The sequence below is a fragment of the Mixta calida genome, from assembly GCF_002953215.1.
GTDB classification, from domain to species: domain Bacteria; phylum Pseudomonadota; class Gammaproteobacteria; order Enterobacterales; family Enterobacteriaceae; genus Mixta; species Mixta calida.
The window spans coordinates 2,964,427-2,991,140 of sequence record NZ_CP026378.1 but is presented as its reverse complement, the minus strand read 5'-3'; the positions used below and the strand labels follow the sequence as shown (position 1 = coordinate 2,991,140).

23 protein-coding genes and 1 tRNA gene are annotated in these 26,714 nt (G+C 57.5%); 9 read left to right on the top strand and 15 right to left on the bottom strand.

All coding sequences use genetic code 11. From position 1 onward, the window contains the following. Nucleotides 1-65 precede the first annotated feature (65 nt). A complete protein-coding gene (locus tag C2E16_RS14245; protein ID WP_084971228.1) occupies nt 66-1,610 on the bottom strand; it encodes a methyl-accepting chemotaxis protein in 1,545 nt (514 codons plus the stop codon). Between the two features lie 230 nt (nt 1,611-1,840). Here C2E16_RS14245 and C2E16_RS14240 point away from each other — a divergent pair, with 230 nt between their 5' ends. From C2E16_RS14240 to C2E16_RS14225, 4 genes are all read left to right on the top strand, one after another. After that, nucleotides 1,841-2,698, top strand: a complete 858-nt coding sequence (locus C2E16_RS14240) for an AraC family transcriptional regulator (RefSeq protein WP_084971226.1) — start codon at nt 1,841-1,843, stop codon at nt 2,696-2,698. A 38-nt stretch (nt 2,699-2,736) separates the two neighbouring features. After that, nucleotides 2,737-3,144: a DUF2000 domain-containing protein gene (locus tag C2E16_RS14235; protein ID WP_084971224.1), complete on the top strand. Its 408-nt coding sequence runs from the start codon at nt 2,737-2,739 to the stop codon at nt 3,142-3,144. A gap of 193 nt (nt 3,145-3,337) precedes the next feature. Further along, nucleotides 3,338-3,904 (top strand): TetR/AcrR family transcriptional regulator, encoded by a 567-nt coding sequence (locus tag C2E16_RS14230; RefSeq protein WP_038625165.1) that lies wholly within the window; start codon nt 3,338-3,340, stop codon nt 3,902-3,904. Continuing rightward, entirely contained in the window at nt 3,904-4,842 is a 939-nt protein-coding gene (locus C2E16_RS14225) for a DMT family transporter (protein WP_084971222.1), read from the top strand. The genes C2E16_RS14230 and C2E16_RS14225 overlap by 1 nt, the downstream gene beginning before the upstream one ends. Here the strand turns inward: C2E16_RS14225 and cadR are convergent. Then, nucleotides 4,817-5,251 carry a Cd(II)/Pb(II)-responsive transcriptional regulator gene (gene cadR, locus C2E16_RS14220; RefSeq protein WP_038625169.1) on the bottom strand — a complete coding sequence of 145 codons (435 nt, stop codon included), beginning with the start codon at nt 5,249-5,251 and terminating at the stop codon, nt 4,817-4,819. The two genes, C2E16_RS14225 and cadR, sit on opposite strands and share 26 nt — an antisense overlap. Nucleotides 5,252-5,329: 78 nt before the next feature. Here cadR and C2E16_RS14215 point away from each other — a divergent pair, with 78 nt between their 5' ends. Further along, nucleotides 5,330-7,546 carry a heavy metal translocating P-type ATPase gene (locus C2E16_RS14215; protein WP_373996394.1) on the top strand — a complete coding sequence of 739 codons (2,217 nt, stop codon included), beginning with the start codon at nt 5,330-5,332 and terminating at the stop codon, nt 7,544-7,546. 205 nt (nt 7,547-7,751) lie between these two features. On the opposite strand, the gene C2E16_RS14210 is transcribed toward C2E16_RS14215, so the two are convergent. The 4 genes from C2E16_RS14210 to C2E16_RS14195 form a co-directional block, all read right to left on the bottom strand. Continuing rightward, a complete protein-coding gene (locus C2E16_RS14210) occupies nt 7,752-8,507 on the bottom strand; it encodes a glycosyltransferase family 25 protein (RefSeq protein ID WP_084970651.1) in 756 nt (251 codons plus the stop codon). A 323-nt stretch (nt 8,508-8,830) separates the two neighbouring features. Beyond that, nucleotides 8,831-8,907, bottom strand: a tRNA-Pro gene (locus C2E16_RS14205). 339 nt (nt 8,908-9,246) lie between these two features. Continuing rightward, nucleotides 9,247-10,998: an LPS biosynthesis-modulating metalloenzyme YejM gene (gene yejM / locus C2E16_RS14200; RefSeq protein ID WP_084970652.1), complete on the bottom strand. Its 1,752-nt coding sequence runs from the start codon at nt 10,996-10,998 to the stop codon at nt 9,247-9,249. Nucleotides 10,999-11,019: 21 nt separating this feature from the next. Then, on the bottom strand, nt 11,020-11,247 hold the full coding sequence (locus C2E16_RS14195) for a YejL family protein (protein ID WP_038629936.1): 228 nt from the start codon (nt 11,245-11,247) through the stop codon (nt 11,020-11,022). A gap of 180 nt (nt 11,248-11,427) precedes the next feature. Between C2E16_RS14195 and yejK the strand changes: the two genes are divergently transcribed. Next, the gene (gene yejK / locus C2E16_RS14190; protein ID WP_038625174.1) at nt 11,428-12,432 is read left to right on the top strand and encodes a nucleoid-associated protein YejK; all 1,005 of its coding nucleotides are present in this window, start codon (nt 11,428-11,430) and stop codon (nt 12,430-12,432) included. 75 nt (nt 12,433-12,507) lie between these two features. On the opposite strand, the gene rplY is transcribed toward yejK, so the two are convergent. Further along, entirely contained in the window at nt 12,508-12,792 is a 285-nt protein-coding gene (rplY, locus tag C2E16_RS14185) for a 50S ribosomal protein L25 (RefSeq protein ID WP_038625176.1), read from the bottom strand. Nucleotides 12,793-12,917: 125 nt separating this feature from the next. Continuing rightward, nucleotides 12,918-14,672, bottom strand: a complete 1,755-nt coding sequence (locus C2E16_RS14180; RefSeq protein WP_038625178.1) for a DEAD/DEAH box helicase — start codon at nt 14,670-14,672, stop codon at nt 12,918-12,920. A 159-nt stretch (nt 14,673-14,831) separates the two neighbouring features. Here C2E16_RS14180 and rsuA point away from each other — a divergent pair, with 159 nt between their 5' ends. The 3 genes from rsuA to C2E16_RS14165 all read left to right on the top strand — a co-directional run bounded on the left by rsuA (nt 14,832) and on the right by C2E16_RS14165 (nt 17,362). Continuing rightward, nucleotides 14,832-15,536, top strand: coding sequence for a 16S rRNA pseudouridine(516) synthase RsuA (gene rsuA / locus C2E16_RS14175; protein WP_038625180.1), 705 nt, complete (start codon nt 14,832-14,834; stop codon nt 15,534-15,536). A 38-nt stretch (nt 15,537-15,574) separates the two neighbouring features. Beyond that, on the top strand, nt 15,575-16,777 hold the full coding sequence (locus C2E16_RS14170; RefSeq protein ID WP_038625182.1) for a Bcr/CflA family multidrug efflux MFS transporter: 1,203 nt from the start codon (nt 15,575-15,577) through the stop codon (nt 16,775-16,777). 243 nt (nt 16,778-17,020) lie between these two features. After that, nucleotides 17,021-17,362 (top strand): YejG family protein, encoded by a 342-nt coding sequence (locus C2E16_RS14165; RefSeq protein WP_038629937.1) that lies wholly within the window; start codon nt 17,021-17,023, stop codon nt 17,360-17,362. A 147-nt stretch (nt 17,363-17,509) separates the two neighbouring features. Here the strand turns inward: C2E16_RS14165 and yejF are convergent, their stop codons facing one another. The 7 genes from yejF to C2E16_RS14130 all read right to left on the bottom strand — a co-directional run bounded on the left by yejF (nt 17,510) and on the right by C2E16_RS14130 (nt 26,677). Then, on the bottom strand, nt 17,510-19,105 hold the full coding sequence (gene yejF, locus C2E16_RS14160; RefSeq protein WP_038625184.1) for a microcin C ABC transporter ATP-binding protein YejF: 1,596 nt from the start codon (nt 19,103-19,105) through the stop codon (nt 17,510-17,512). Nucleotides 19,106-19,109: 4 nt separating this feature from the next. Continuing rightward, nucleotides 19,110-20,132, bottom strand: coding sequence for an ABC transporter permease (locus C2E16_RS14155; protein WP_038625186.1), 1,023 nt, complete (start codon nt 20,130-20,132; stop codon nt 19,110-19,112). Continuing rightward, on the bottom strand, nt 20,132-21,217 hold the full coding sequence (locus tag C2E16_RS14150; RefSeq protein WP_038625187.1) for a microcin C ABC transporter permease YejB: 1,086 nt from the start codon (nt 21,215-21,217) through the stop codon (nt 20,132-20,134). The genes C2E16_RS14155 and C2E16_RS14150 overlap by 1 nt, the downstream gene beginning before the upstream one ends. Before the next feature lie 9 nt (nt 21,218-21,226). Then, nucleotides 21,227-23,032 (bottom strand): extracellular solute-binding protein, encoded by a 1,806-nt coding sequence (locus C2E16_RS14145; protein WP_084970656.1) that lies wholly within the window; start codon nt 23,030-23,032, stop codon nt 21,227-21,229. 49 nt (nt 23,033-23,081) lie between these two features. After that, nucleotides 23,082-24,674: a cyclic di-GMP phosphodiesterase gene (locus C2E16_RS14140; protein ID WP_038625189.1), complete on the bottom strand. Its 1,593-nt coding sequence runs from the start codon at nt 24,672-24,674 to the stop codon at nt 23,082-23,084. A 223-nt stretch (nt 24,675-24,897) separates the two neighbouring features. Further along, nucleotides 24,898-25,470 (bottom strand): bifunctional murein DD-endopeptidase/murein LD-carboxypeptidase, encoded by a 573-nt coding sequence (gene mepS, locus C2E16_RS14135; protein ID WP_084970653.1) that lies wholly within the window; start codon nt 25,468-25,470, stop codon nt 24,898-24,900. 493 nt (nt 25,471-25,963) lie between these two features. Further along, nucleotides 25,964-26,677, bottom strand: coding sequence for a phosphatase PAP2 family protein (locus C2E16_RS14130; protein WP_038625193.1), 714 nt, complete (start codon nt 26,675-26,677; stop codon nt 25,964-25,966). Nucleotides 26,678-26,714 lie beyond the last annotated feature (37 nt).

Below are 26,714 nucleotides of genomic sequence, written 5' to 3'. Positions count from 1 at the left end.
CTGCCGCGCCAGACGAAAAGCGCCAGCCCTGCGCGGCTTGCGCAGGTCTGGCGATGGGATGAGGCTTAAACGCGGAAGGTATCCACCATGCCGCGCAGCGCATGCACCTGCTCCGCCAGCGACTGCGACGCCGTGGTCGATTCTTCAACCAGCGCGGCGTTGCTCTGCGTGACGCCGTCCATTTGACCGACGGCCACGCTGATCTGGGAGATGCCCTGCATCTGCTCGTTGGAGGCCAGCGCGATTTCATCCATCGCGTTTGCCAGTTCGCTAACCCGGCTGACTACGCTCATAATGCTGGCCGCCGTTCCGTCTGCCACCGTGACGCCTTCATCCACCAGCACCACCGCCTCTTCGATCAGCCCTTTAATATCGCGGGCCGCCGTGGCGCTGCGCTGCGCCAGCGTACGCACTTCGCCGGCGACGACGGCAAAACCACGACCCTGTTCGCCAGCGCGCGCCGCTTCCACTGCGGCGTTCAGCGCCAGGATATTGGTCTGAAACGCGATGCCCTCGATAGTGCCGGTAATTTCCCGCACCTTCGCTGCGCTGAGCGAGATGTCCGCCATGGTTTGGGTCATTTTACGCACGCTGTCTTCCCCGCCGCGCGCCAGAGCGGCGGTGTCGCGCGCCGAACCTGCCGTATGGCTGGCACCCGCCGTATTGCTTTTCACCGTCGCCGTCAGCTGCTCCATGCTGGCGGCGGTCTCCTGCAGCGCCGCCGCCTGCTGCTCCGTACGTGCTGACAGCTCGGTATTGCCGCGCGCGATTTCATCTGAAGCGAGCGAAACGGAGGCGGAAGCGTCTTTAATCTGCGTCACCATTTCGCTCAGGCGCGACTGCATACGCGACAGCGAGGCGAGCAGGCTGGTGGTGTCGCCCGGACGCAATGACATCGAAGAGGTAAGATCGCCGCTCGCGATGGCTGCCGCCAACGCCTGCGCCTGTGCCGGCTCGCCGCCGAGCTGGCGCATCAGCACCCGCACGGTCATAAAGCCCGTCACCGCCGCCAGCGCAATTGAGACGATAACCAGCACGCTGAGAAAAACAGAGATGCGTCTGATATCGGCGCTATTGTTGGCTACCGCGTTGCGCGAGTTCTGCATTTGCACGTTGGTCATGGCGTTCAGCGCGCCGAGCAGCTGATTTTGCGCCGGACGCGTGACGTTCATCAAATAGGTGGTCGTCTCCTCTTGCAGGTTTTGCAATCCAAGCCGTCCCGCTTTTTCATACGAGCTCAGCGCCGCATCTTCGCTGTCGAGCACCTTACGAAAGGCGGCGCGACCCTCAGGCACCGAATCAATCGCCATCATTTGCGTTAGCTGTTCACGGTTTTGAATATAGAGACGCTTCTGCTTTTCCAGGCGCTCCCATTCTGGCTGCATCGCTTTTGGATCGGTCAGCAGCGCCAGGTTGCGTACGGCGATCGCCATATCCCGGATGCTGCCCCGCATATCCAGGATCAGTTGATATTTTTTCATCTTAACGTTCACCGCATCGTCCATACCTTCCCGGGCATTATTCAGAGCATGCAGCGCCACGCCAGCACAAAGAACTAACAGTAAAACCAGCAGGCTAAATCCTGCAGCAAGTCGGGTTGATAATTTCATGAAAGTTTACCTGGGTGATTAACGAGCTTTTGTACTATCGGCCCGCGATAAAAAACATGGAGATATTTTCTTTACGTTTTTGTTAAATGAATGATTGTTGCAAAAAATTATTTTTTCCTTTACGACGCCGATAAGCGCCGCAGCAGTCATGAGAAAAAGCGGCGTTTTGTTATGCGTCACAATCCGTATACTGCGGTAATAGCGTCAGGTTCAGCCTGTGGGGGAGAGGAATGTCGATATCAACCGGCGACTGGGTGCATTTGCAGCGCGACAGCGAAACCGGCATCGAAAGCGTTCACGCCCATTTTTGCGGTCACGCCTACGATCCGCACGATCACGATGAGATGCTGGTCGGGGTGACGCAGAAAGGCCTGCAGCGTTTTAACTGCCATCGCACTCTGCATACCAGCAGCCCCGGACAGGTGATCCTGATTGAGCCGGGCGCGGTACATGACGGCCATGCGCCCGATCCCGAAGGCTTTACCTACAGCATGCTTTATCTGCCGCAGCGCTGGCTTTCCGCCGCGCTGGAGCGTCGTGGGCTGGGCGACATCTCTGTTTTGCAGGCGGCGTTTCGCCATACCCTGACTGAAGATCGCCTGCTGAATATGGCGATCCAGCAGGCGTTCAACGCCGTGCATAACGGCGAGGGCAGGCTGGCGCGCGATCAGGGCCTGGACCGGTTGATCGACCTGCTGTCGCGCCATCTCAACGCCGCATCTCCCGTTTTCACCGATAAGGCGACACATCAGATGTGCCGGGTCAGGGATTATTTGCATGACGCGATGGCGCAGGATATCGGGCTGGACGATCTGGCCCGCTATGCCGGCATCGACCGCTTTCGCCTGACGCGACAGTTTCAAAAAGCGTTCGGACAGTCGCCGCACGCGTATCTGGTCAGGCTGCGCCTGCGCAACGCCCGTGCCTTGCTGGCGCAGGGCATCCATCCCGCTCGCGTCGCCGCTCAGGTCGGCTTCGCCGATCAGAGCCATCTTGGTCGCTGGTTCCGGCGCGCCTACCGCATGACGCCCGCCGCCTATCAGCAGCACTGCACAAATGTTCTATACGGACGACGCCCTTTTTCCTGATGATGATCTCTATTGTTCACCGATGGAGATCCTGACGGATGTTTGATACCAAAGTAGCGCTGATTGTTCGTGATGACCTGGCCGTATGGCAGCGGCTGAACGTGGTGGCGTTCCTCGCCAGCGGCATTGCCGCCGCCGCGCCGGAGATGATGGGCGCGCCCTATATTGATGCAAAAAGCCACCGCTACGGCAATATGCTGGGGCAACCGATGCTGGTGTTCGCAGCGGATCTGGCCCAGTTGCAGAGCGCGCACCGTAAGGGGCTGGAGCGTGAGTTGACCCTGATTCCCTATGTGCAGGCGATGTTCTCCACCGGACACGACGAGGCCAATCGCCAGGCATTCCTGGCAGAGGATGCCGATAACCTGAATCTGGTCGGGCTGGCGCTGCGCGGCCCGAAGAAAGCGGTAGAGAAAGCGATAAAAGGGCTGACGCTGCACGGCTAAGCCCGGCGCCGCCTCTGGCGGAATGATTTTCTGGTTCGACACGAAGTATAACGCGCAGGCACTCCGCCTGCCGTTTACTATTCGATTTATATCCCGACAAGGCTCCTTTTTCAGGATGTTTTTCTGGCCGTTGCTTCTGATTGAGAAGTAGGTAGACTGGTCTGCCTACTTCCTCTGTGACAGGAAAACCAGGATGTCTACCGCCCAGGAAAAGCTGCTGAACGCGGCGCGCGTGCTGTTTTATGAACACGGCATTAACGCAACCGGCATCGACGCGATTATCAAACGCGCCGGCGTGGCGAAAAAAAGCCTGTATAACAACTTCGCGTCTAAAGATGAGCTGGTCGCGACGTATCTAACGCTGCGTCATCAGGAGTGGCTGGCGCTGTATGAGAAGCGGCTGCAAACCGCCAGCACGCCGCGCGAGAAAGTGCTGGCGGTGTTTAAAGCCTATGAGGATCACGCGGAATATGCCTATGAACATGGCTTTCGCGGCTGCGGCCTGTTGAACGCCGCGGCGGAACTGCCTGCCGCCGCGCCGGGTCGTCAGGCGGTGCGGCGTCATAAAGAGGAGGTGGAGGCGATTCTGCTCGGGCATCTCCTTACGCTGCTGGATGGGAACGCGGAGCGGGCTCGCCTGATGGCGCGCCACTTCGCTTTTTTGCTGGAAGGCAGCATTTCGCGCGCCGGACTGGAAGGCAACGGCGGCTGCGTAAGGCAGGCGGAGATGATGGCCGCGCAGATGATGGAGGCGTTGTGATGCTCGCTTCTGAACAGCGTCTGGCGGGCATCGCCGCCGTTTTTATCGCCTCGATTCTTTGGGGAACGACCGGCACGGCCGCTACTTTCGCGCCCGATCTCAGTTCCCTGGCGGTCGGCGCGGTGGCGATGGGCATCGGCGGTCTGTTGCAGGGGCTTATCGCCGTCGCCGCCATTGTGCGCCAGCGACGGCTGATCGCCCGCCAATGGCGCTATCTGCTGACCGGCGCCCTGGCGGTAGCGATTTATCCGCTCGCGTTTTACGCCTCAATGCGTCTGGCGGGCGTTACGGTCGGCACGGTGATCTCTATCGGCTCCGCGCCGCTGCTCTCCGCGCTGATCGAATATCGGCTGGACGGCTTGCGTCTGACAAAACAGTGGGCGAGCGGGGCGCTAATCGGGCTAATCGGCATGGCGCTGCTCTGCCTGGCGAAAAGTGGCGGCCACGGCGAGGCGGATCACGCTATTGTCGGCATGCTGCTGGGGCTGCTGGCGGGCTTTACCTATGCGCTCTACTCCTGGTCCGCACGACGACTGATGCAGCAGAAGATAGCGCCGCGCGCTGCGATGGGCGCGACGTTCGGCGCAGGCGGGATCCTGCTGATGCCGGTGCTGCTGTTTACCGGCGCGCCGCTGCTGACCGCATGGAATAACGCCGCCGTCGGCATCTATATGGCGCTGGTCCCGATGTTTATCGGCTATCTCTGCTACGGCTATGGGCTGGCGCGTATTCCGGCCAGCCTGGCCACTACCATTACGCTGCTGGAGCCGGTGGTAGCCGCGCTGCTGGCGGTGCTGCTGGTCGGCGAAAGGCTGTCGCTGAGCGGATGGACGGGCGTTGCCCTGATTGTCGGCTGTCTGATGGTGATTACGTTACCGGCGAAGCGGCTGCCCTTCGGCAAACGCGCGACGCTTACAAACCGCGCGTCAGCGAAGTGACCGCCTGCAGATCGTCCGTCTGTTCCAGTTCGTGCAGGATGCCGCAGTGTCGCGCCGCGCGCCCGGCGTGGCAGTGGCTTCCCAGCGCGGTTAGCTGCTGCTCCAGCGCGTTCAACTCGCGGATTTTTTCCTGCACATGATGCAGATGCCTGTCAATCAGCGCATTAACCGTGCCGCAGTCGGCGTCAGGTTGGCTGCGGGCTTGCAGTAGCACCCGAATCTCTTCGTGCGTCATATCCAGCGTTCTGCATCGACGTATAAACAGCAGCGTTTCCAGATGATGGCTGTCGTAATGACGATAGTTATTACTGCCGTCGCGCAGCGGAGCCGCTAATAAACCTTCCCGTTCATAGTAGCGCACCGTTTCCACCTTGCAGCCCGCCAGTCGGGCCAGTTCGCCGATCTTCATTCTCCACCTCGCTGACGCTTGACCCTGAAGTAACTACAGGGTTTCTAATAGCAGTATAGGCGAAAGGGAGGAAAAAAGATGAGTCATTGCTGTAATAAACCTAACTGCGACGGCACGTCGGGCAACCAGGACAAGGCGCGCTTTACCGCCTTTGAGCCGGTCGGAGATGCGACAGAGAGCACGCCGCGCGCCGACGCCAGCGCACCGGGAGGAGAGCAAACCCGCATCCGCATTATGCAGATGGACTGCCCGGTAGAAGAGGCGCTGATCCGCAAAAAACTGGGCGCAATGAAGAGCGTCAGCGGGATGGAGTTTAATCTGATGCAGCGCGTGTTGACGGTCTCATACGCGCCGGGCGCATTAGAGTCTGTGCTGAATGCAATTCGCGCGCTGGGTTTCGAACCTGAACCCCTTCATGATGGCGAACAGCCGACGACGGCTGAAACCCAAAGTCCGCGCTGGTGGCCGCTGGCGCTGGCCGGAGCGGCGGCGGCGGCCTCGGAGGCGCTGAGCTGGACAGGCGTGATGGAATGGGCGCAAGCGGCGCTGGCGCTGCTGGCCATCGCGCTGTGTGGCCTGCATACCTTTAAAAAAGGCTGGACCGCGATAATCAACGGCAACCTGAATATTAACGCATTAATGAGCATCGCCGTTACCGGCGCGCTGGTGCTTGGACAGTGGCCGGAAGCGGCGATGGTGATGGCACTGTTTACGCTGGCCGAGCTGCTGGAGGCGAAATCACTGGATCGCGCGCGCAACGCCATCGATTCTCTGATCCGGCTGACGCCGGAAACGGCCAGTATGTGGCAGCTGGATGGCAGCTGGCGCGACACGGAAGTGAAACAGGTAGTTCTGGACAGCCTGGTAAGAGCCAGGCCCGGCGAGCGCATCGGTCTGGATGGTGTGATTGTACGTGGGCGTACCACTGTCGACCAGGCGCCGGTCACCGGCGAGAGCCTGCCGGTGGAGAAGGGCGAGGGCGATACGGTATTTGCCGGTACCATCAACGGCGCGGGCGCGATTGAATATCGCGTAACGGCGGCGGCGAACAACAGCACACTGGCGCGTATTATCCGCGTTGTAGAGCAGGCGCAGGAGGCGAAAGCGCCGGTACAGCGCTTTGTCGATCGCTTCTCACGTATCTATACGCCGGCGGTCTGCGCCATGGCCGTAACGCTGGCGCTGCTGCCGCCGCTGTTTATGGGGGGCAGCTGGCAGGAGTGGATTTATAAAGCGCTGGTGATGCTGGTTATCGCCTGCCCCTGTGCGCTGGTGATCTCAACGCCGGTGACCATCGTCAGCGGCCTGACGGCCGCTGCGCGTCGCGGTATTTTGATCAAGGGCGGCATCTATCTGGAAGAGGGGAGGCGGTTGAAGTGGCTGGCGCTCGATAAAACCGGCACCCTGACCCACGGCAAGCCGCGTCAGACTGATATTCGCGTACTGGCCGCGCTTGACCCGGCGCGCTGTCAGGCGCTGGCGGTCAGCCTGGCCAGCTATTCCGATCATCCTGTGTCGCAGGCGCTGTTAGCTGCCGCGTCAGATAGCGCCAGATTACCCGTTAACAATTTTACCGCGCTGCCGGGGCGCGGCGTGCGCGGCGAGATAGACGGGAAAACCTATAGCTTAGGCAACCTGCGTCTGATTGAGGAGAGCGTTGGCTGCTCCGCCGCGACAAAGGCTACCCTGAACGCGCTGGAACAGCAGGGGAAAACCAGCGTGATGCTCTGTGACGAAGAAAGCGTGCTGGCGCTGTTCGCGGTAGCGGATACGATTAAAGCGAGCAGCCGCGAGGCGATTGCGCAGCTGCATGCGCTGGGCGTTAAAACCGTTATGCTGACCGGCGATAATCGTTGGGCGGCGCAGGCAATTGGCGCCCAGCTCGCCATTGACAACGTGCAGAGTGAACAGTTGCCGGAGGATAAGCTACAGGCAGTGGAAAAACTCACCCTTCAGGGCGTAACCGGCATGGTAGGCGACGGCATTAATGATGCCCCGGCGCTGGCCCGCGCCACTGTCGGCTTCGCCATGGGTGCGATGGGAACGGACACGGCGATTGAAACCGCTGACGTGGCGCTAATGGATGACGATTTGCGTAAAATCCCGCTTTTTATCCGTCTGGCAAGGCGTACTTATGCGGTGTTGATCCAGAATTTGACGCTGGCCATTGGTATTAAAGCGTTGTTTCTGGCGCTGACTTTAGCGGGAATGGGCACGCTGTGGATGGCGGTGTTCGCCGACGTCGGCGCCAGCCTGCTGGTGGTGGCGAACGGGCTGAGGTTGTTGCGTCAGTAGGGGGGGTAAGAAACCCCAGGTACAGAATGGAGCAGACAAAGATCTGCTCTTGTTATTTTGGTAACTGAAGAATTATACAGCCAAAATATCACCACAGTATCTGCAAATGGACAGAACAGCAGATAATCTGCTTTATTAAGCTAATCAGTATACGCAGATATTTCATGTCCCAGCTACGGAATAAATTAATAAAACCTACGCTCTTTTAACCTTTTCCCTGATCGATAACTTTATTGAAAATCGGTACGATTGCTCTACGATACTTCTCCCTGAGTTTTGCCTTAACAGATCGTTGTGCCATCAAGCGATTCCAGATTAATTTCTTATGTAAGTTCAACTCCAGATCCCCCTTTTGAGCATTGATAGTAGAATTTCCTGCTTCTGTAGAAAGCTCAACTGGATGGGGGACAACCGAAAACACTTTAACCATAGATAGCTCTTCAAAAAGCATCCATTTATCGGCAACCATCCATACAGGGTATAATCCAGCCAAAAGTGCCTGCGCTGCTTTTTTGTTCAGAATATAGCTATGTGTTGTAGTAGCATGATGCGTTTTATGCAGAGAATATTTATCTGTTAATTTATGAACGGGTTTTTTTAAATATTTATTAGAACGACTAAGTAAAATCACTGTAGGCACGTCAACTTTTATCGGGATTTTTTTAATGATTTCATTTATATCCGCATTCAAGATGACATCGTCTTCAAGGATTAACGCAACATCTGTACTCTCATCGAGCATTCTCTGGTAAATTTTTTGATGGCTGAGAGCGCAGCCGATTTCACCAGGCAGGAAAGCATAATTTACCTCTTGAGTGATGCTTTTTTTTTGTTGTTCGGACATTTTCCGCCCATCAACAGCATCGATAAATTCATATTTCAGCTTAAGCTTTTTAAGCTGGTTTTCCATTTTTATACGTCTTTCAACCGATTCCTTCAAATTTATAATAAAAGCTTTCATCTGTGCCTCTATACGCCTCTCCTGAATTAAGAAGCTATATGTTTATCAAATATATGCTGCTTGTTTATTTTCACCCATATAGGGGAAGTTTTGGGCATTACCTGCAAGAGCAATATAACCGACGTTGTCACTGCCTGGCTTGTAATCTACCCGTTTAATGCCTGCATGCTAATGCTGATGCGGCAACCAATATATCATTTGCTTAACCGAAGCTAACGCTAATCCAGCACCTTTTCTGCAATGATCCCTTCAGCAGCATGTCAGTAAATTAAAACGCAGACATAAAAAAACCAATCCGAAAGGATTGGTTTTTTAGGGAATTTTGGTCGGCACGAGAGGATTTGAACCTCCGACCCCTGACACCCCATGACAGTGCGCTACCAGGCTGCGCTACGTGCCGATATGTGGCCGTTATACTACCCGGAATCTTGCTAAAAGCAAGACGCTTTGCGTCTAACTGCTTTAATAATAATCAGTTAGTAGGGCTGACAGCGAAGCTTGCTATCCAGACGGTTGAAGCGACGGAGCGACAGCGATAATCCGCTCCGCTTGATGAGATAAAGAACGCCGCATCTGTTTTTACTGGAAGGGCTTTCCTGCAACCCCATGTCCAGCGAATTCATTTTCCGGCGCCGCCCGTGAAGCGGCGTGCAAAGTGAGTAACGTTGCCTCTATATAAAACAGACCCGCCTGGGCCGCAGGCGGGTCTGTAGGGCGAGCGTCGATGGGCGATACGCCATCAGTTAGCAATAAAACGTTTCTCTTCCGTCAGCACCTGCAACAGCAGCGCCAGCTGGGGCTTATGATCCTTTAGCAGCTGGCCTTCGCGGTTATAGGCCTTATAGCTGCCGTTCGCATCCAGCACCAGCGTAAGCTGCGGCGTGGTAATCACCAGCCGGTTGTTATCGGCGCTGGCGATCCAGTTATGACGACGCTGGGCGGTGAAAAGATCTTCGCCCTGCGAATATTCCGCTGGCGGCGTGCTGACGTGCAGCAAACGCTGCATCAGCGTGGTCATCACATCCTGATGGTCGGTCAGCTTGCTGATGGTTTGTGCTGGCGTATTCGGCCAGTGGATCAGCAACGGCACCTGCAACCCGGCGCGGCGGCCGTCATTATCTTTTCCGTTCAGCGCCACCGCCTGCTGGGCGGTAATCACCACCACGGTGTTCTCCAGCAGCCCTTTCTGTTCCAGCGTGTTCAGCACCTGGCCTATTTCGCCGTCGACCTCTTTGGCGTTGCGGCTGTAGCGCTGTGTCCGCTCTTTGCCGCGTTCGGGCAGATCGCGCAGTCCGCTATAGGAGACCCACGAGAACCACGGCGCATGACCTGACGGCAGCGAGCCAAGCCAACGCTGCCACTGCGCGGTGGTCTGACTGTTTGGCTGATCGCCAATCACCGGCAGCGAAAAGTCGGCCAGCAGCGCCTGGCGATAAAGCGGCGAACGGAAGCTGTCGGAGGCGAACAGACCGAACTGATAACCCTGCTGACTCAGCGAGGTGATCAGCGCGGAAGGGATGCGCGACGCCAGTACGCCGTCCATATAGCTCGGCGAGATGCCGTAAAACAGGCCGAACAGCCCGCTGTCGGGCGTATTGCCTGCGGTAAAGTGCTGGCTGAAGCGCACGTTGCTTTCGCCGAAGCGCGTCAGATTCGGCAGCGCTTTGGTCATGGTCGGCTCGTTCAGGCCATCCACGGTAATCACCAGCAGATTATGGCCCGCGCCGCCGTCGCGGAACGTGATATCGCTTAGCGGGTAGGCGACCGAGACCGCCTCTGGGTTGCCCTGCTGCACCAGACGACGCTGATACTCCTGCGCATCCAGCAGCCCGTGCTTCTCCAGAAACCGGCGCGCGGTCATCGGATAGGAGAGCGGCAGATTGGCGCGCTGCATCGTGATCGGTCGATAGAAATTGGCGTCCGCCCAGATATAGAGCAGATGGCTGGCGAAAAAGGCGCTAATAAACAGCGCGGCCAGCGGCTTGCCAAAGCTGCGTCGGTTCAGGCTGCGCAGTTTCTGCCAGCTCCAGGTGGCAAACAGCATTTGCACCAGGAAAATCGCCGGTACGCTGATAAACATCAGCTGCCAGTCGCGCGCCATTTCGCTTTGGTCGGGGTTGACCACCAGTTCCCACACCACGGGATTCAAATGCAGGTGGAAACGGTTGAACACCGCGCTGTCGACCAGCAGCAGCGTCAGCCCGGCGGTGGCGACAATGGCGGATAAAAAGCGCAGCAGACGCTGCGACATCACCACAAAGGTGAGGGGGAAGATCAGTAACAGATAGGCCGCAAAGACGATAAAGCTGAAGTGGCCGATCCAGCTGGTGAAGGCGTAGATACGCCCCGCCAGCGAACCGGGCCAGTCGGCCACCAACAGATAACGACTGCCCAGCAGGGCGGCAAAAATGATGTTAAACAACGCGAACCAGTGCCCCCAGCTAATCATCTGGGAGACTTTTTCACGGTAGCGTTGCCGATTGGTAACCATATTTGCGGTCAGATCATCACATTAATGGGCTTTATCTTCGCGTACTGAGGCCTGAAGCGCATCCGCGAAGGAACGGGCCAGCGCACGACGCTGAGCGGGCGCCACGCTGGTATTGATTAAATTGGTGACCATATTTCCCAGCACCATCAGGGAAAGATCGGTTGGCGCCTGGTTTTCTTCCAGCACCTGCACCAGCTGCGCGAGGATCTGCTCCACGCGTTCGTCACTGTAACGGGATGATTGTGGCATAACCTTAACTAATACGTATTGAAAAGGCGGTATCTTACCGTAAGCACGCCTTTTTTTCTGCACTTTTATCGTCAGCGCGGCGTTAAACTTCGGCAGGGAACGGCATTCGCGCATCCGCCGGTTGATCGCAACGGCGCGCGGTGTTTGAATACGCGCCTGAAGCTTAAAGGAGAGTCTACCATGAGTCTGGATATCGACCAGATCGCCCTGCATCAGTTGATCAAACGCGATGAGCAAACGCTGGAGCTGGTGCTGCGCGACAGCCTGCTGCCGACCACCCAGGCCGTGTCGGAACTGGTGGAGGAATTGCACCGGGTCTACAGCGCGAAAAGCAAAGCGTTCGGCCTGTTTAACGCCGAAAGCGAGCTGGCGCAAACGCTACGCGAATGCCGCGCCGGTGAGCAGGATTTCCTGGCGTTCAGCCGCGCCGCCACCGGCCGTCTGCGTGAGGAACTGGCGAAATACCCCTTTGCCGAAGGCGGCATCGTGCTGTTCTGCCACTATCGCTACCTGGCGGTGGAATATTTACTGATCGCAGTGCTGAGCAGCCAAAGCAGCATGCGCGTCAATGAGCAGCTCGATATCAGCAGCGTGCACTATCTGGACATCAACCATGCCGATATCGTGGCGCGCATCGATTTGACCGAGTGGGAAACCAACCCGGAATCGACGCGCTATCTGACCTTCCTGCGCGGCCGCGTAGGGCGCAAGGTCGCCGATTTCTTTATGGATTTCCTCGGCGCCAGCGTCGGGCTGGACACCAAGGCGCAGAACCGCGGGCTGTTGCAGGCGGTGGACGATTACTGCGCCGAGTCCGATCTGGATAAGGCGGAGCGGCAAAACTACCGTCAGCAGGTCTACAGCTACTGCAATGAACAATTGCAGGCGGGCGAAGAGATCGCCATCGACGATCTGGCGCGCGAGCTGCCGCCGCTGGGCGAGAAGAATTTCCGCGAGTTCACTCAGGAGCAGGGCTATGAGCTGGAGGAGAGTTTCCCGGCGGACCGCAGCACCCTGCGCCAGCTGACCAAATTCGCCGGCAGCGGCGGCGGCCTGACTATCAACTTCGACGCCATGCTGCTGGGCGAGCGCATTTTCTGGGATCCGGTAACCGATACCCTGACGATCAAAGGCACGCCGCCGAATTTGCGCGATCAGCTTCAGCGTCGCACCAGCGGCAAATAAACGCCGCGCGTCGAAGCCCGGCGCGCAGGCATAAAAAAACGCCGCGATTGCGGCGTTTTTTCATCGTTGTTGCGATTAAACGCGAACGAAGTCGATGTGATGCAGTTTCGGCTTGAACGGATGACGCTGTACCGCCTGCACTTTCACCTGAGTTTCTTTGCCATCGATGTCCAGAACCAGAACTTCATCATAGAAGCCAGGCTTCGCCTGCATGTTCATCACGTTGTCGTGGTCCAGTTCGATGGAAACAGCTGCTTCCTTGCCACCGTAAACGATAGCCGGGAATTTGTTAGCTGCGCGCAGGCGGCGGCTCGCACCCTTACCCTGCTCTTTACGTTCAGTTGCTTTGATAGTTAACATGGTAACTCTCTTTAAATAGATGATACTGCTACAGGCGACCCAGCAGCAGTCAGGATTGTTCAGCTCTTGTCAGACAAAAGCGCGCGGCATTATAGCCATCTTTACCTGTCGACGCAAACGCCCGCTCAACGCAGCTCGTTGGCGCGGCGATAGCGTCCCTGATAGTCGAACACCTTTTCGCGCACCTGCCAGAACTGGCCGCGGGCGCGCGCCACTACAAAATCGGGATGACGCAGCAGCGGCTGCAACGCCACCACGTCGTTGGCGGTCTGCCAGCCGAGCGGAACGCCGGGCGCGCGCTGATGCGGCCGCATAAACAGCTGTTCAAACGCGGTGCGCTGCGCCGGCGTCTGTAGACGAAAGCGCTCGCTGACGCTGGTGCCGTCCTCATCGTAATAGGTCGCCTTCAGCCACTCGCCTTTGTCGTCGCGGCCCGCCTCCAGCGTCATGCCGCCGCAGCGCAGCACCAGCGCGTCCTTTAGCTTCAGCGCCGCCTTCAGCATATCATCAGGATCGACCAGCACCGCGTCGCACTCATGGCAGCGGCGCGCGGCGATATCGTTTTCAGCGTTGCAGTGCGGGCAGCTTTTAAAGCGGAAGCGATAGTCGCACTGCTCGCGGTTGCCGTCGTCATCCTCCAGCACGCCCTGACAGCGGCGGCCAAAGTGTTCGATAATCATGCCGTCGGCGGTGGTTTTGCCCCAGAAAGTGTTGGCGAAGCCGCAGGCCGGACAGAAAACCTGCACCGGTTCGTTGTCGCTCTTGCCTTTCGGCGCGCCCACCTCCGGCGTAAACAGATCGTGCGGGTTGCCGGCGTAGTCGAGGATCAGACAGTCGGTTTTGCCCTCGCTGAGACGCAGCCCGCGGCCGACAATCTGTTGATAAAGGCTGACCGACTCGGTAGGGCGCAGAATGGCGATCAGATCGACATGCGGTGCGTCGAAGCCGGTGGTCAGTACCGCCACGTTAACCAGATATTTGATCTGCTGCCGCTTAAAAGCGTCGATCAGCGCATCGCGCTCCGGGCCGGGTGTCTCAGCGCTGACCAGCGCCTTACCGTCCGGCAGCAGCGCCAGCACCTCTTTGGCGTGCTCTACGGTAGCGGCGAAAATCATTACCCCTTTGCGATCGGCGGCGAACTCGACGATCTGGCTGATAATGTGCGGCGTGATACGCTGCTGCTGCTTCAGCTCGCGGTTGAGGTCGGCTTCGGAAAACAGGCCGTTCGCCTGCGCGTTCAGGCGGCTGAAATCATACTGCACCACCGGCATATCAAGACGTTCCGGCGGCACCAGAAAGCCATGCTTGATCATATAGCGCAGCGGCAGCTCATAGATGCAGTCGTGAAACAGCGCGCGCTCGTCGCCGCGCACCATGCCGTGATAGTGGAAACGATAGATCCAGCCTTTGCCGAGACGGTAGGGCGTCGCGGTCAGGCCCAGCAGCCGCAGCTGAGGATTATGCAGGCGCAGATGCGTCAGTATCTGCTGATACTGGCTGTTCTCATCATCGCCGATGCGGTGGCACTCATCGACGATCAGCAGCGAAAAGGCGCTGTCAAACTGCGCCAGGTTGCGCGCCACCGACTGCACGCTGCCGAACACCACCTTGCTCTGGCTCTCTTTACGCGCCAGGCCGGCGGCGAAAATATCCGCCTCCAGCCCCAGCGCGCAATATTTGCCGTGGTTTTGCGCCACCAGCTCTTTAACGTGAGCCAGCACCAGCACGCGGCCTCGCGCCACGCGCGCCAGCTCGGCGATAACCAGGCTTTTACCGGCGCCGGTAGGCAGCACGATAACCGCAGGCTGTTGGGAACGGCGGAAGTGGTTGAGCGTGGCGGCAACCGCTTCCTGTTGATAAGGACGCAGGGTAAACGACATGGAGATAACGCATTCTGGAAACCGAACGCTATTATGCCATGAAAGCGGGTGAAACGGCATTTCACTCTGTCCGCTGTCGGCAACTCCCGGTATACTGGGCGCTTCTCTGCGCGCCAGGCGCGCATCTCTCCAGGTAAGACAACAGGCCTCACGAACGCAATGCGACTTGATAAATTTATCTCTCAACAACTGGAAGTCAGCCGGGCTATCGCCACGCGGGAACTGCGGGCGAAACGCGTAACGGTAGACGGCGAAATCGTGCGCGACGGTGCTTTTAAAGTGCAGCCGGAACACCAGGTCGAATACGATGGCAATTTGCTGCAGCTCCAGGTCGGGCCGCGATATTTTATGCTGAACAAGCCGCAGGGCTATGTCTGTTCCACCGACGATCCCGATCATCCGACCATTCTTTATTTTATTGAAGAGCCGACCGCGTGGAAGCTGCACGCCGCCGGTCGACTCGATATCGACACCACCGGACTGGTGCTGTTGACCGACGATGGCCAGTGGTCGCACCGCATCACTTCGCCGCGCCACCACTGCGATAAAACCTATCTGGTGACGCTGGAAGCGCCGCTGCGCGACGACACCGCACAGATTTTCGCCGAAGGGATACAGCTGCACGGCGAAAAAACGTTGACCAAACCGGCGGTGCTGGAAGCGTTAAGCGAGACTGAAGTGCGCCTGACCATCAGCGAAGGGCGTTATCACCAGGTGAAGCGCATGTTCGCCGCGGTGGGCAACCATGTGGTTGCGCTGCATCGCGAGCGTATCGGCGGCATTACGCTGGATGAGACGCTGGAGCCGGGCGAGTACCGTCCTCTGACCGAAGAAGAAATCGCCAGCATCGGCGCGCCGCGTTAATTGATCTGCCTGTGCGGGCCAAATGGAGAGTGTTGAGTGTGAAGAAGGATAAAAATTCATCCACGGGGCTGGTGATTATTCTCGGCCTGCTGGCGATGCTGATGCCGTTATCGATCGATATGTATCTGCCTGCGATGCCGCAGATCGCTAAAGAGTATGGCGTCAGCGCCGGCAGCGTGCAGATGACGCTCAGCGCCTATATTCTCGGTTTTGCCCTTGGCCAGCTGTTTTACGGCCCGCTGGCGGACAGCTTTGGCCGCAAGCCGGTGATCACCGTCGGCACGCTGATTTTTGCGCTGGCGGCGGCAGCCTGCGCTATGTCACAGAGCGTCGAGCAGCTGATCAATATGCGTTTCCTTCACGGCCTCTCCGCCGCGGCCGCCAGCGTGGTAATCAATGCGCTGATGCGCGACTCTTTTTCAAAAGAGGAGTTCTCGCGCATGATGTCGTTCGTCATGCTGGTCACCACTATCGCGCCGCTGCTGGCGCCGATTATCGGCGGCTGGCTGCTGGTGCTCTGGAGCTGGCACGCCATTTTCTGGACGCTATCGCTGGCGGCGCTGGCGGTCACCCTGATGGTCGCCACGCAGATCAAAGAAACCCTGCCGAAAGCGCAGCGGCAGCGTTTTCATCTGCGCACCACGCTGAAAAACTTCCTGTCCCTGTTCCGCCATAAGCGCGCCTTCAGCTATATGCTGGCCAGCGGCTTCTCATTCGCCGGACTGTTCTCTTTCCTCAATGCCGGGCCGTTTGTCTATATCGAAGTCAATCACGTTTCGCCGCAGCATTTCGGCTACTACTTTGCGCTGAACGTGGTGTTCCTGTTTATTATGACGCTGATTAACAGCCGCTCGGTGCGGCGCTTCGGGCCGCTGGCGATGTTCCGCTTCGGGCTGGTGATTCAGTTTGCGATGGGCATCTGGCTGCTGATCGTCAGTGCTTTCGGGCTGGGCTTTTTGCCGCTGGTGTTCGGCGTGGCGATGTTTATCGGCTGCGTGGCGATGGTCTCTTCCAATGCCATGGCGGTGATTCTGGATGAGTTTCCACATATCGCCGGCACCGCTTCATCGCTGGCGGGCACGCTGCGTTTCGGCGTCGGCGCGCTGGTGGGGGCGCTGCTCTCAATGGCGAACTTCACCAGCGCCTGGCCGATGGTGTGGTCCATCGCGCTGTGCGCTACCTGTTCGCTGCTGCTCTATTTTTACGCCAGCCGGACGCGCAAATCCTCAGCTGCCGCCTGATGGCTGTTCCCCCTGGCGCAACGGCCAATTGTTGATTATATGTGAAAGTAATCGCGTGTAAAAGTTACGGAAATGAAGCAAAAATGGTTGTGCGCCTTTCCTGAACGCGATACATATAGCAGCAAAATGAGAGATAACTCTCAAAATGCCGTAACGATAAATGCTCAACGTCTTCTGCGTCGCCCGGTAAAAAACCGGCCGCGCAGTAAGCACGGCGGGCATCAGATGCTCTGGGGATTGCATTTGAACACTCTACAGCTGTCGGTGGTACACCGTTTACCAGAAAGCTATCGCTGGGTTGCCGGTCTGACGGGCGGCGTAGTGGAGCCGCACGCGCTGAATACGCTGGCGGCGGAAGATGATTTGATCGGCCTGCGTTTGCTCAGCCATGACGGCGCGTCAGCCTGGGACATTATGCAGAAAATGCGCGCCATGCTGGCTGACATTCAGGTCGACTGCGCCGTGATAGAATGGCAGGGCGAACCCTGCCTGTTTGTGCAGCGCAGCGATGAGAGCGCTGCCACCGTGCGCCTGAAAAATCAGGGCGTGGCGATTGCGGAAACCTTTACCGCCCACGTTCGTTAAGAACGCGCGTATCGCCGTAAAACGCCGCGCCGGCCGCCGCGCGGCTATCACTTCTTTGCTCGTTGCGCCTCTGCGCCGTACGCAAGCCGGGCGTCTCGCGATGGCGAAACCTTCACCTGCGACGGATAGCGCGTCTTCCCGTCGCGCTCAGCTCAGGCTGTGCGTCAGCAGCAGGCGCGTATACGCCTGCTGCGGCGCGGCGAATACCGCCTCGCAATCTCCCTGTTCCACCACTTCGCCCTGACGCAGCACGATCACCTGGTGGCAGAGCGAGCGCACCACCTGCAAATCGTGGCTAATAAAAATCCAGGCGATACGATGTTCCCGCTGTAATTTTTTCAGCAGCGCCAGGATCTGCTTCTGCACGGATCGATCGAGCGATGAGGTCGGTTCATCCAGAATGACCAGCTCCGGCTGCAGGATCAGGGCGCGGGCAATAGCGATACGCTGCCGCTGTCCGCCGGAAAACTCCGCCGGATAGCGATGGCGCGTCTCAGGATCGAGCCCCACTTCGCGCATCGCGTTAATTACCTGTTCCTCGCGCTGCTGCGGCGTCAGCGTCGGGCGATGCACGCGCAGCCCTTCTTCAATAATCTGCACCACGTTAAGACGTGGATTCAGCGACGAGTTAGGGTCCTGAAAGACCACCTGCAGCCGCGGCCGCCAGGGCAGCATCTGTCGGCGGCTGAGGTTTTGCAGCGGCTGACCGGCGAACAGAATCTCCCCCTGCGAGGCGATAAGCCGTAGCAGCGCCAGCCCGGTGGTGCTTTTGCCGGAGCCTGATTCGCCGACCAGCCCCAGGCTTTCGCCGGGGCGCAGGCTGAAGCTGAGATTTTTCAACGCGTGATGCTGATGCGTCACCCGGCGCAGCAGCCCGCGCCTGACGGCAAAGGCGACCTGTAGTCCGTTTACCTGTAGCAGCGCAGGCTGGCTGAGATCGACTGGATCGGGGCGTCCCTCCGGTTCCGCGTCGATCAGCTGGCGCGTATAGGAATGCTGCGGCGCGCTAAACAGGGTGTCGCAGCGGTTATGCTCGACGATTTTGCCGTTCTGCATCACGCTGACGCTGTCAGCCAGCTGGCGGACGATAGTAAAGTTATGGGTAATAAACAGCAGGCCCATATTCAGTTCCTGCTTCAGCTCCTTGAGCAGCGTCAGGATCTGCGCCTGTACCGTCACGTCCAGCGCCGTCGTCGGCTCATCGGCAATCAGCAGTTCCGGCTGGGTCAGCAGCGCCATGGCGATCATCACGCGCTGACGCTCGCCGCCGGAAAGCTGATGCGGATAGTCGGCAAGGCGGCCGCGGGCGTTACGGATGCCGACCCGATCGAGACAGCTCAGCATTTCGGCGCGCGCCGCCTCGCGCCGCATGCCGCGATGCAGCGACAGCACCTCGTACAGCTGTTTCTCCAGCGTGTGCAGCGGATTCAGCGAGACCATCGGCTCCTGGAAAATCATCGCGATGCGGTTGCCGCGCAGACGTTGCAGGGCGCGCTCATCGGCGCGCAGCAGATCCTGTCCGGCGAACAGGATTTCGCCCTGCGGCCAGGTGACCGGCGGCGAAGGCAGCAGGCGCATCACGGAAAGGGCGGTCACGCTTTTGCCCGATCCCGATTCGCCCACCAGCGCCAGGGTTTCGCCCGCCTCGACGGAGAGTGAAATATCGTCGACCACGCGGCGTTCGGTTGCGCCGTGACGAAAGGCGATGCTGAGATGATTGATGCTGAGCAGGGGAGAGGTCATAGAGTTATACCTTCGCGGGATCGAACGCGTCGCGCACCGCTTCGCCGATAAAAATCAGCAGCGACAGTAAAATGGCCAGGGTGAAAAATCCCGCCAGGCCGAGCCATGGCGCCTGCAGATTGTTTTTCCCCTGCAGCAGCAGCTCCCCGAGCGACGGCGAGCCGAGCGGCAGGCCGAAGCCGAGGAAATCGAGCGAGGTCAGCGTGGTGATCGAACCGCAGAGAATAAAGGGCAGCCAGGTGAGCGTCGCCACCATCGCATTCGGCAGCATATGGCGCAGCATAATGCGGCTGTCGCTGACGCCGAGCGCCATGGCCGCGCGGATATAGTCAAAGTTGCGCGTGCGCAGGAACTCGGCGCGCACGACGCCCACCAGACTCATCCAGCCAAACGCCACGGTGATCGCCAGCAGCCACCAGAAACCCGGCTGTATCACGCTGGAGAGCAGAATAATCAGAAACAGCGTCGGCATGCCCGACCAGATCTCAATAAAGCGCTGGCCGAACAGATCCACCTTACCGCCAAAGTAGCCCTGCACCGCACCGACGGTTACGCCGATTACGCTGGAGAGCAGCGTCAGCATCAGGCCGAACAGCAGTGAGATGCGCGTGCCGTACAGAATGCGCGCCAGCACGTCGCCGCCGTTGGCGTCGGTGCCGAGCCAGTTCTGCGCCGAAGGCGGCGAAGGGAAGGGCACTTTTGTAGCAAAGTTAATGGTGTTGTCGCCGAAGCGGATCGGCGCCCACAGCGCCCAGCCATCCTGCGCCAGCCGCTGTTGCAGCCAGGGGTCCTGATAGTCGGCGGAGGTGGCGAACGGGCCGCCGAAGTCGCTTTCGGTATAGTCGAACAGCAGTGGGGCGTACCAGCGATGTTGATAATGCACCAGCAGCGGCTTATCGTTCGCCAGCAGTTCGGCGCACAGGCTCAGCACGAAAATCAGCGCGAACAGCCACAGCGACCAGTAGCCGCGACGGTTCTGCCGGAAGCGCTGCCAGCGCGCCTGGTTGACCGGATTTAAACGGCTCATCAGCGTCCCTCGAAATCGATGCGGGGATCGACCAGCGTATAGGTGATATCGCTCAGGATATTCAACAGCAGGCCGATCAGCGTAAAGATATACAGCGTGCCGAACATCACCGGGTAGTCGCGCTGGATGGTGGCTTCATAGCCGAGCAGCCCCAGGCCGTTCAGCGAAAACATCACCTCAATCAGCAGCGAGCCGGTGAAAAACATGCTGATAAAGGTGGCCGGAAAGCCGGCGATCACTAACAGCATGGCGTTGCGGAAGACGTGGCGGTAAAGCACCTTTTTCTCATCGAGCCCTTTGGCGCGCGCGGTCACCACGTACTGCTTGCGGATCTCGTCGAGAAACGAATTTTTCGTCAGCATGGTCAGGGTAGCGAAGCCGCCGATCACCGTCGCCAGCACCGGCAGCGTAATATGCCAAAAATAGTCGCCGATTTTCGCATACCACGGTAGCTGGTCGAACTGCGGCGACGTCAGGCCGCGCAGCGGGAACCAGTCGAAATAGCTGCCGCCGGAAAACAGGACGATCAGCATAATGGCGAACAGAAAGGCAGGGATTGCGTAGCCGATGATAATCAGCGTGCTGCTCCAGATATCGAAGGCGCTGCCGTTACGCACCGCCTTTTTAATGCCCAGCGGGATCGACACCAGATAGATAATCAGCGTACTCCACAACCCCAGCGAGACGGAAACCGGCAGACTGTCTTTGATCATCTGCACCACCGAAGCGCTGCGGAACAGGCTGTCGCCGAAATCGAAGCGCACGTAGTTCCACAGCAGCGTGAAATAGCGTTCATGCAATGGCTTATCGAAGCCGTAGCGTTTGGTTATCTCCGCTACCACTTCGGGGTCCAGCCCGCGTGAGCCGCGATACTGATTATCGCCCGGCGAACTGTTCAACATCGCGCGGCTGCTGGCGTTTTCTCCGCCTCCGGGCAGGCCGCTGGTCTGCCCAAACTGCGCGTTGGCCAGCGCCTGCTCGACCGGGCCGCCAGGCGCGATTTGCACGATAAAAAAGTTCAGCGTAATGATCGCCCACAGCGTCGGCACAATCAGCAGCAGACGACGGATTAGATAAGCGCCCAATCCCACTCCTTAACGCCGTTGGGCCGGCAATTTTGCGGCTTTATTAACATCGTACCACCAGTTATCCAGCCCTACGGAATAGGCAGGCGTGACCGCAGGTTGCGAAAATTTATTCCACCAGGCGTAGCGATCTTCCGCGCTATACCACATCGGAATCATATAGTTGTTCCATAACAGCACCCGATCCAGCGCGCGTCCTAACGGCAGCAGCGCCTTTTTATTGCCCTGGTGCGCCAGAATGCGATCGATCAACGCATCCAGTACCGGATTTTTCACCCGCGCCTGGTTCCAGGTAGAGTCGATAAACTGCGACTGCCACATCTGGCTTAGTCCGCTGTTTGGCCAGGGCATGGCATAATAGACCGTCGAGGTCATATCATAATCGCCCCGGCGCAGGCGTCGCAAATATTGCGAACTGTCGACCTGGCGAATCTCCATGATAATGCCCAGCCGCTTCAGGCTGTGCTGAAACGGCAGCGTCCAGCTGATGTTGCCGCCGCTTTTCACCAGCAGTTCAAACCGAAACGGCTGGCCTGCGGTGTTGACCAGCTGACGGTTTTTCAGCCGCCAGCCTGCCTCTTCCAGCAGCTTCATCGCGCGTAGCAGGTTGGCGCGGTCGTAGCCGCTGCCGTCGCTGACCGGCGATTGAAAGCGCTGGCTGAATACCTCGTCGGGGATTTTGCCTTTATAAGGCGCCAGGATTTCCAGTTCGGCGGCGTCAGGGTAGCCGTGCGCCGCATACTCGGTGTTCTGGAAATAGCTGCTGGTGCGCTGGTATGCGTGATAAAACAGCGCTTTATTCATCCATTCGAAATCAAACGCCAGCGTCAGCGCCTGACGGACGCGGCGGTCCTGAAACAGCGGTTTTTCATTGTTAAACGCCAGCCAGGCGGCGTCGGTGGTCACCTGATTCGGACGCGGCGCTTTCACGATCTGCTGCTTATCGAAGCTGTCGCCGCGATACTGCGTCGCCCAGTTTTTTGCCGAGCCTTCAGCGCGAAAATCGTAAGCGCCCGCTTTAAACGCCTCGAAAGCGACATTGTCGTCCAGGTAGTAGTCATAGCGGATAGTGTCAAAATTGAAGCGTCCTTTATTAACCGGTAAATCGGCCGCCCAGTAGTCCTTTACGCGCGAATAGACAATATATTGCCCGACCTTATAAGAGGTAATGCGGTAAGGGCCGCTGGAGAGCGGCGGATAGCCCAGCGGCTCGTTGAATTTATGCTGGCGCCAGAACGCTTCCGACAGCACCGGCAAAGTAAACAGACCCAGCATCATGCTGCGATCCGCTTTTGGCAGTTCGATGCGCACCGTCAGCCGGGAGAGCGCTTTGACCGTTGTGCCTTTATAGAACACGCGGAACGAAGGCACCCCTTCGGTCATAAATTTTTCAAAGGTAAAGGCGACATCCTGCGCCGTGATCGGCGTGCTGTTTTGAAAACGCGCGCGCGGATTAAGCGTGATTTCCGCCCATTTGAAATCGGCGGGATAGCGGGCATATTCCGCAATCAGCGGATAGTAGCTGCCGATCTCATCTTCGGATGCGGTAAACAGCGAGTCGTACAGCGCATCGGTGCGTATGCCGGGATAACCGCGCGAGGCGTAGCGGTTGAAGTTATCATAATTACCGATCACCGCCAGGGTAATCTTGCCGCCTTTCGGCGCCGCCGGGTTAACGTAGTCAAAATGAGTGAAGTTGACATCATATTTAGGCTTCCCCAGCTCGGCGAAGGCATAACTTTCACGAATGATATCTGCCTGCGCGTTCAGCGCCGTGCTGCAAAACAGGATCAGTATCAACAGACGAAGTAACATCAGGTCAGTAAACTCCCGCATTAATAGGCGACGCCCATCGGCGTGCTGGTCAGTCATTTTCGGGCTGCGCCATCAGTAAGTGCGCCTGGCGCTTTTGCAGCCAGGCGATCAGTTCATCGGGCGGCAGCGGGCGGCTGAAAAGATAGCCCTGCATATGCGTGACGCCGCGCTTCAGCAGCCAGGCGGCCTGTTCTTCGGTCTCCACCCCTTCGGCCACCGTTTTCAGATTCAACTTGCGCGCCAGGTTCAGCACCACGTCCAGCACTGGCGAGGTCACGGTTTCCATACCGATGCTTTGGATAAAGCCGCGATCGATCTTTAAATAATCAAAGCAGAATTTTTCCAGATAGATAAGCGCGCTGTGGCCGGTGCCGAAATCGTCAATCGCAATGGCGATCTGCTGCGCGCGCAGCCAGTCAAACATCTCCGCCGCGTTTTTTTCAGAGACCATGGTGCGCTCGGTGATCTCAAACACGTAGTCGAAATGGGCGGTCGGCATCGTTGCTATCCACGCATCCACATCCTGCCTGAAGCTGTCGGCGGCCAGATGGCCAGGCGCGATATTCAGACCCAGCGTAACGCCCGACGGCAGATGAGGGCAGAGCAGACGCGCGTCGCGCGCCACCAGCGTAAACAGATGGCGCGTCAGCGGCACAATCATATTCTGGCTTTCGGCGTAGCTGATAAACGCGTCCGGCGGAATGGGCCCGGTGAGGGGATGCGTCCAGCGCAGCAGCGCCTCCAGCCCGTAAACGCGGCCGGATACGGCTTCGATCAAAGGTTGATAAACCACATGAAATTCATTGCGCTTGATGGCCGCCAGGATTTCTTTTCCGGGACGCAGGCGCAGGGAAAAAATCAGCCAGCAGCCGGAAGCCACCGCCACCGCCAGCAACAGCCCCGCCAGCAGGGCCATGGCCATATCCATCATCGGCAAATTGCTGCCGTACAGGTAGAAAGTTAAGGGATAACCTGGCAGGGTGAACTGGCGCAGCGGCGCGGTTGGCAGCGCCGCGCGCGGGATAAGGTGATTATTCCAGGTCAACAGCGCCAGGTTGCCTGCCGCTATCGCCAGACCGTCAATACCATGCTGACGCGCCGCCAGCATCAGCAGAGGGGTCATATTCAAATCGAGCGTGGTCAGCACCCCTTGATGACTATGCGTTGGGTGCGCCAGCCACAGCAGAAGGGCGGGCCTGTGCGGAATTTTAGGCGTGCCGGCGACCAGCCTGACGTCGCGGCTGCGGGAAAGCATCAGCGATGGGGAAAATGTGTGCGCCGGCAGTAAAAAGGCGCCGGTGGCCGATGAACACCATACATTGCCCGCACGCACCAGCAGAATCGAGCGAACGCCGGCGGTAAAGGCGGCGCGTGACGAGAGTTCGCCGCTGGCCTGCTGGCAATTGCCATCAGTATAGGGCAGCAGCGGCAGCAGGCTTTTTTCGAGATTATCGAATAATGCATAAATATAGGCTTTGCCGGCATTAGCCAGCCTGTCATGCTGCTGCGCACGCTTATGATGAATAATAAATAGCGCAACGGCACTAAATATCATGAAAAAAACGAAGCCTGTAATGGCGCTGAGTCCGGCTATCCTGCGCGGGTGAACTGCATGGCGCTTTATAACTCTGGATAACGGCATTGGGCATCGTCTCTCGCTTTGGCCTGTTCTTATGGTGAGATTTAGTACAGCCGGGCTCTGATAATAAACGTGGAGAATATAACGAGTGGGGACCTGATGTCTTGTTATTCCTGATGACGTGTCAGGCAAAACATTTTTCGAATGTGGAAATAACGGGCGAAAAAAACGCTGCCGTGGCAGCGTTTTTAATTGCTCATTAATATTAAATGACTTCAGGGATAAATTAACTTTGCGTTCGGCTCAATACGCGCCGTGCTTCCCGATAACGGTTTTTCCAGTAGGCGTCATTCAGGCTGGAAATCATGACGCCGCTGCTGGTTGATGCATGGACAAAATTATCGTTGCCCAGATAAATACCTACGTGACGACCGGTAGAGCCGGCGCGAAACAGGACCAAATCGCCGGGACGCAGCTTGCTGCGTGAAACCTGACGTCCGGTATCTTTTTGTTCCCATGTGGATCGCGGCAGATCGAGACCAAACTGCTCACGAAAAGTTACCTGAACAAAGGCGGAGCAATCGATGCCGCGTTTGGTGGTGCCGCCAAGACGATAACGCACGCCTTTCCAGTCGGCATATTGTTCCAGAATGCGCGATTTAATATCGACATTCTGCACCATTTGTTCAAATTCATCCTGAGACGCTTGAAGTAAAAAACCATTGTGGTTATTAACTGCATGGGTCTCAGTTTGCGCATTCTGTCCGTGATGACCACTACATGCTGAGAGTAACGTCGCCAGCGCGACAGCAGGGATTGCCCGCAAGATATATCTCAGAAACGGTTGAGATTTGACCATTATGTTTATTATCCCTTGAAGTCCTTACGACCTGAGGTCGCTGATTAATGAGCAAAACGGCATGAGATTAATTAGTGCAAAGACATAAGACAATTTCTGAATCTTTAAAATGTGTAAATGCGCACATTTTTCTTTTTCAGCGACGCCTTTTTAGGGCTCCTTATGCCTGGCTGTGGCTGAGGTTACCCGATCGGATGCCGCATGGCGAGTGCTTTTACGCACTTTTTTATAGGTTTTTATGATGTGAAATCAATATATAACCATTTGGTTACTTTATAGACAAATGTGTGCAAATAATGGGGAGAGTAAAGGGGCTTTAACCGGCCAATTTAGCGGATTGAGGATGTTTTAGGAAAGTAGGGGCTGGACAAAAGCCTTTTCGTCATAATATGCGTTTAATATTGCCGAAATAGCGTCTTTGCGAATTTATCATTAGCACGCTTATTATCAACTGGTAAAAAAGGCCCGTCGGTTCATCGCCGACGGGCCTTTTTCAGGCGACGCTGCCGGGTTTGTATCTGCCTGGCAACGTACGATAGAGCCAGTTGACCAGCCAGTCGCTGGCGGGCGTGATTAGCCACCAGCTGAGTCCCACCAGCACAACCGACAGCGATCCCACCGCCACATCGGTAAACCAGTGCGCCCCGGCCATAATGCGCGGCAGGGAAAACAGCACCGCAATCACCAGCGCGGTAGCAAATGCCTTAACGCCGAAATAACGCAGCATAAAGCAGGCAAAAATGATCAGCATCATGCCGTGATCGCCGGGAAAGCTGTCTTTCGACGCATCTTTCGCCGGAATGCCGGTCAGCTCGCTGACGCGCCAGATATTATCGAAGAACAGCGTTGGACTGGAATGCTTCACCGGCAGCAGGTGGCCCAGCTGATTCAGGATCACCGCTGTCAACAGCATACAGATGCCGATAGCCAGCATGCGGCGACGCCCTTGCGGCGTCTCACTGCGCCAGTAAGACCAGTAAAGCAGGCCCATCGCCAGTAAAGAGACGGCGTCGAAACCACGGAAGTTAGTCACCGCCAGCAGCAGGGCGAAAGCATAACTGGTTGCCATATGCTGGTTGAACCAAAAAAATATCGACTTATCAATGCCGAACCAGGGGCCGTGGTTGCCTGGTAAATACCAGGATAAAAACAGCGCCGCTCCAGCCAGGTTTAGCAGCAGAATAATCGCTAACCGTTTTGCGTTCATAGGGACTCAAGTTAAAGGTCAAAAATAACGGCATAAG

Coding starts and splice junctions, on each gene's coding strand:
- C2E16_RS14245 (WP_084971228.1), bottom strand. CDS start 1,610: ATGAAATTATCAACCCGACTTGCTGCAGGATTTAGCCTGCTGGTTTTA.
- C2E16_RS14240 (WP_084971226.1), top strand. CDS start 1,841: ATGTCGATATCAACCGGCGACTGGGTGCATTTGCAGCGCGACAGCGAA.
- C2E16_RS14235 (WP_084971224.1), top strand. CDS start 2,737: ATGTTTGATACCAAAGTAGCGCTGATTGTTCGTGATGACCTGGCCGTA.
- C2E16_RS14230 (WP_038625165.1), top strand. CDS start 3,338: ATGTCTACCGCCCAGGAAAAGCTGCTGAACGCGGCGCGCGTGCTGTTT.
- C2E16_RS14225 (WP_084971222.1), top strand. CDS start 3,904: ATGCTCGCTTCTGAACAGCGTCTGGCGGGCATCGCCGCCGTTTTTATC.
- cadR (WP_038625169.1), bottom strand. CDS start 5,251: ATGAAGATCGGCGAACTGGCCCGACTGGCGGGCTGCAAGGTGGAAACG.
- C2E16_RS14215 (WP_373996394.1), top strand. CDS start 5,330: ATGAGTCATTGCTGTAATAAACCTAACTGCGACGGCACGTCGGGCAAC.
- C2E16_RS14210 (WP_084970651.1), bottom strand. CDS start 8,507: ATGAAAGCTTTTATTATAAATTTGAAGGAATCGGTTGAAAGACGTATA.
- yejM (WP_084970652.1), bottom strand. CDS start 10,998: ATGGTTACCAATCGGCAACGCTACCGTGAAAAAGTCTCCCAGATGATT.
- C2E16_RS14195 (WP_038629936.1), bottom strand. CDS start 11,247: ATGCCACAATCATCCCGTTACAGTGACGAACGCGTGGAGCAGATCCTC.
- yejK (WP_038625174.1), top strand. CDS start 11,428: ATGAGTCTGGATATCGACCAGATCGCCCTGCATCAGTTGATCAAACGC.
- rplY (WP_038625176.1), bottom strand. CDS start 12,792: ATGTTAACTATCAAAGCAACTGAACGTAAAGAGCAGGGTAAGGGTGCG.
- C2E16_RS14180 (WP_038625178.1), bottom strand. CDS start 14,672: ATGTCGTTTACCCTGCGTCCTTATCAACAGGAAGCGGTTGCCGCCACG.
- rsuA (WP_038625180.1), top strand. CDS start 14,832: ATGCGACTTGATAAATTTATCTCTCAACAACTGGAAGTCAGCCGGGCT.
- yejF (WP_038625184.1), bottom strand. CDS start 19,105: ATGACCTCTCCCCTGCTCAGCATCAATCATCTCAGCATCGCCTTTCGT.
- C2E16_RS14155 (WP_038625186.1), bottom strand. CDS start 20,132: ATGAGCCGTTTAAATCCGGTCAACCAGGCGCGCTGGCAGCGCTTCCGG.
- C2E16_RS14145 (WP_084970656.1), bottom strand. CDS start 23,032: ATGTTACTTCGTCTGTTGATACTGATCCTGTTTTGCAGCACGGCGCTG.
- C2E16_RS14140 (WP_038625189.1), bottom strand. CDS start 24,674: ATGCCGTTATCCAGAGTTATAAAGCGCCATGCAGTTCACCCGCGCAGG.
- mepS (WP_084970653.1), bottom strand. CDS start 25,470: ATGGTCAAATCTCAACCGTTTCTGAGATATATCTTGCGGGCAATCCCT.
- C2E16_RS14130 (WP_038625193.1), bottom strand. CDS start 26,677: ATGAACGCAAAACGGTTAGCGATTATTCTGCTGCTAAACCTGGCTGGA.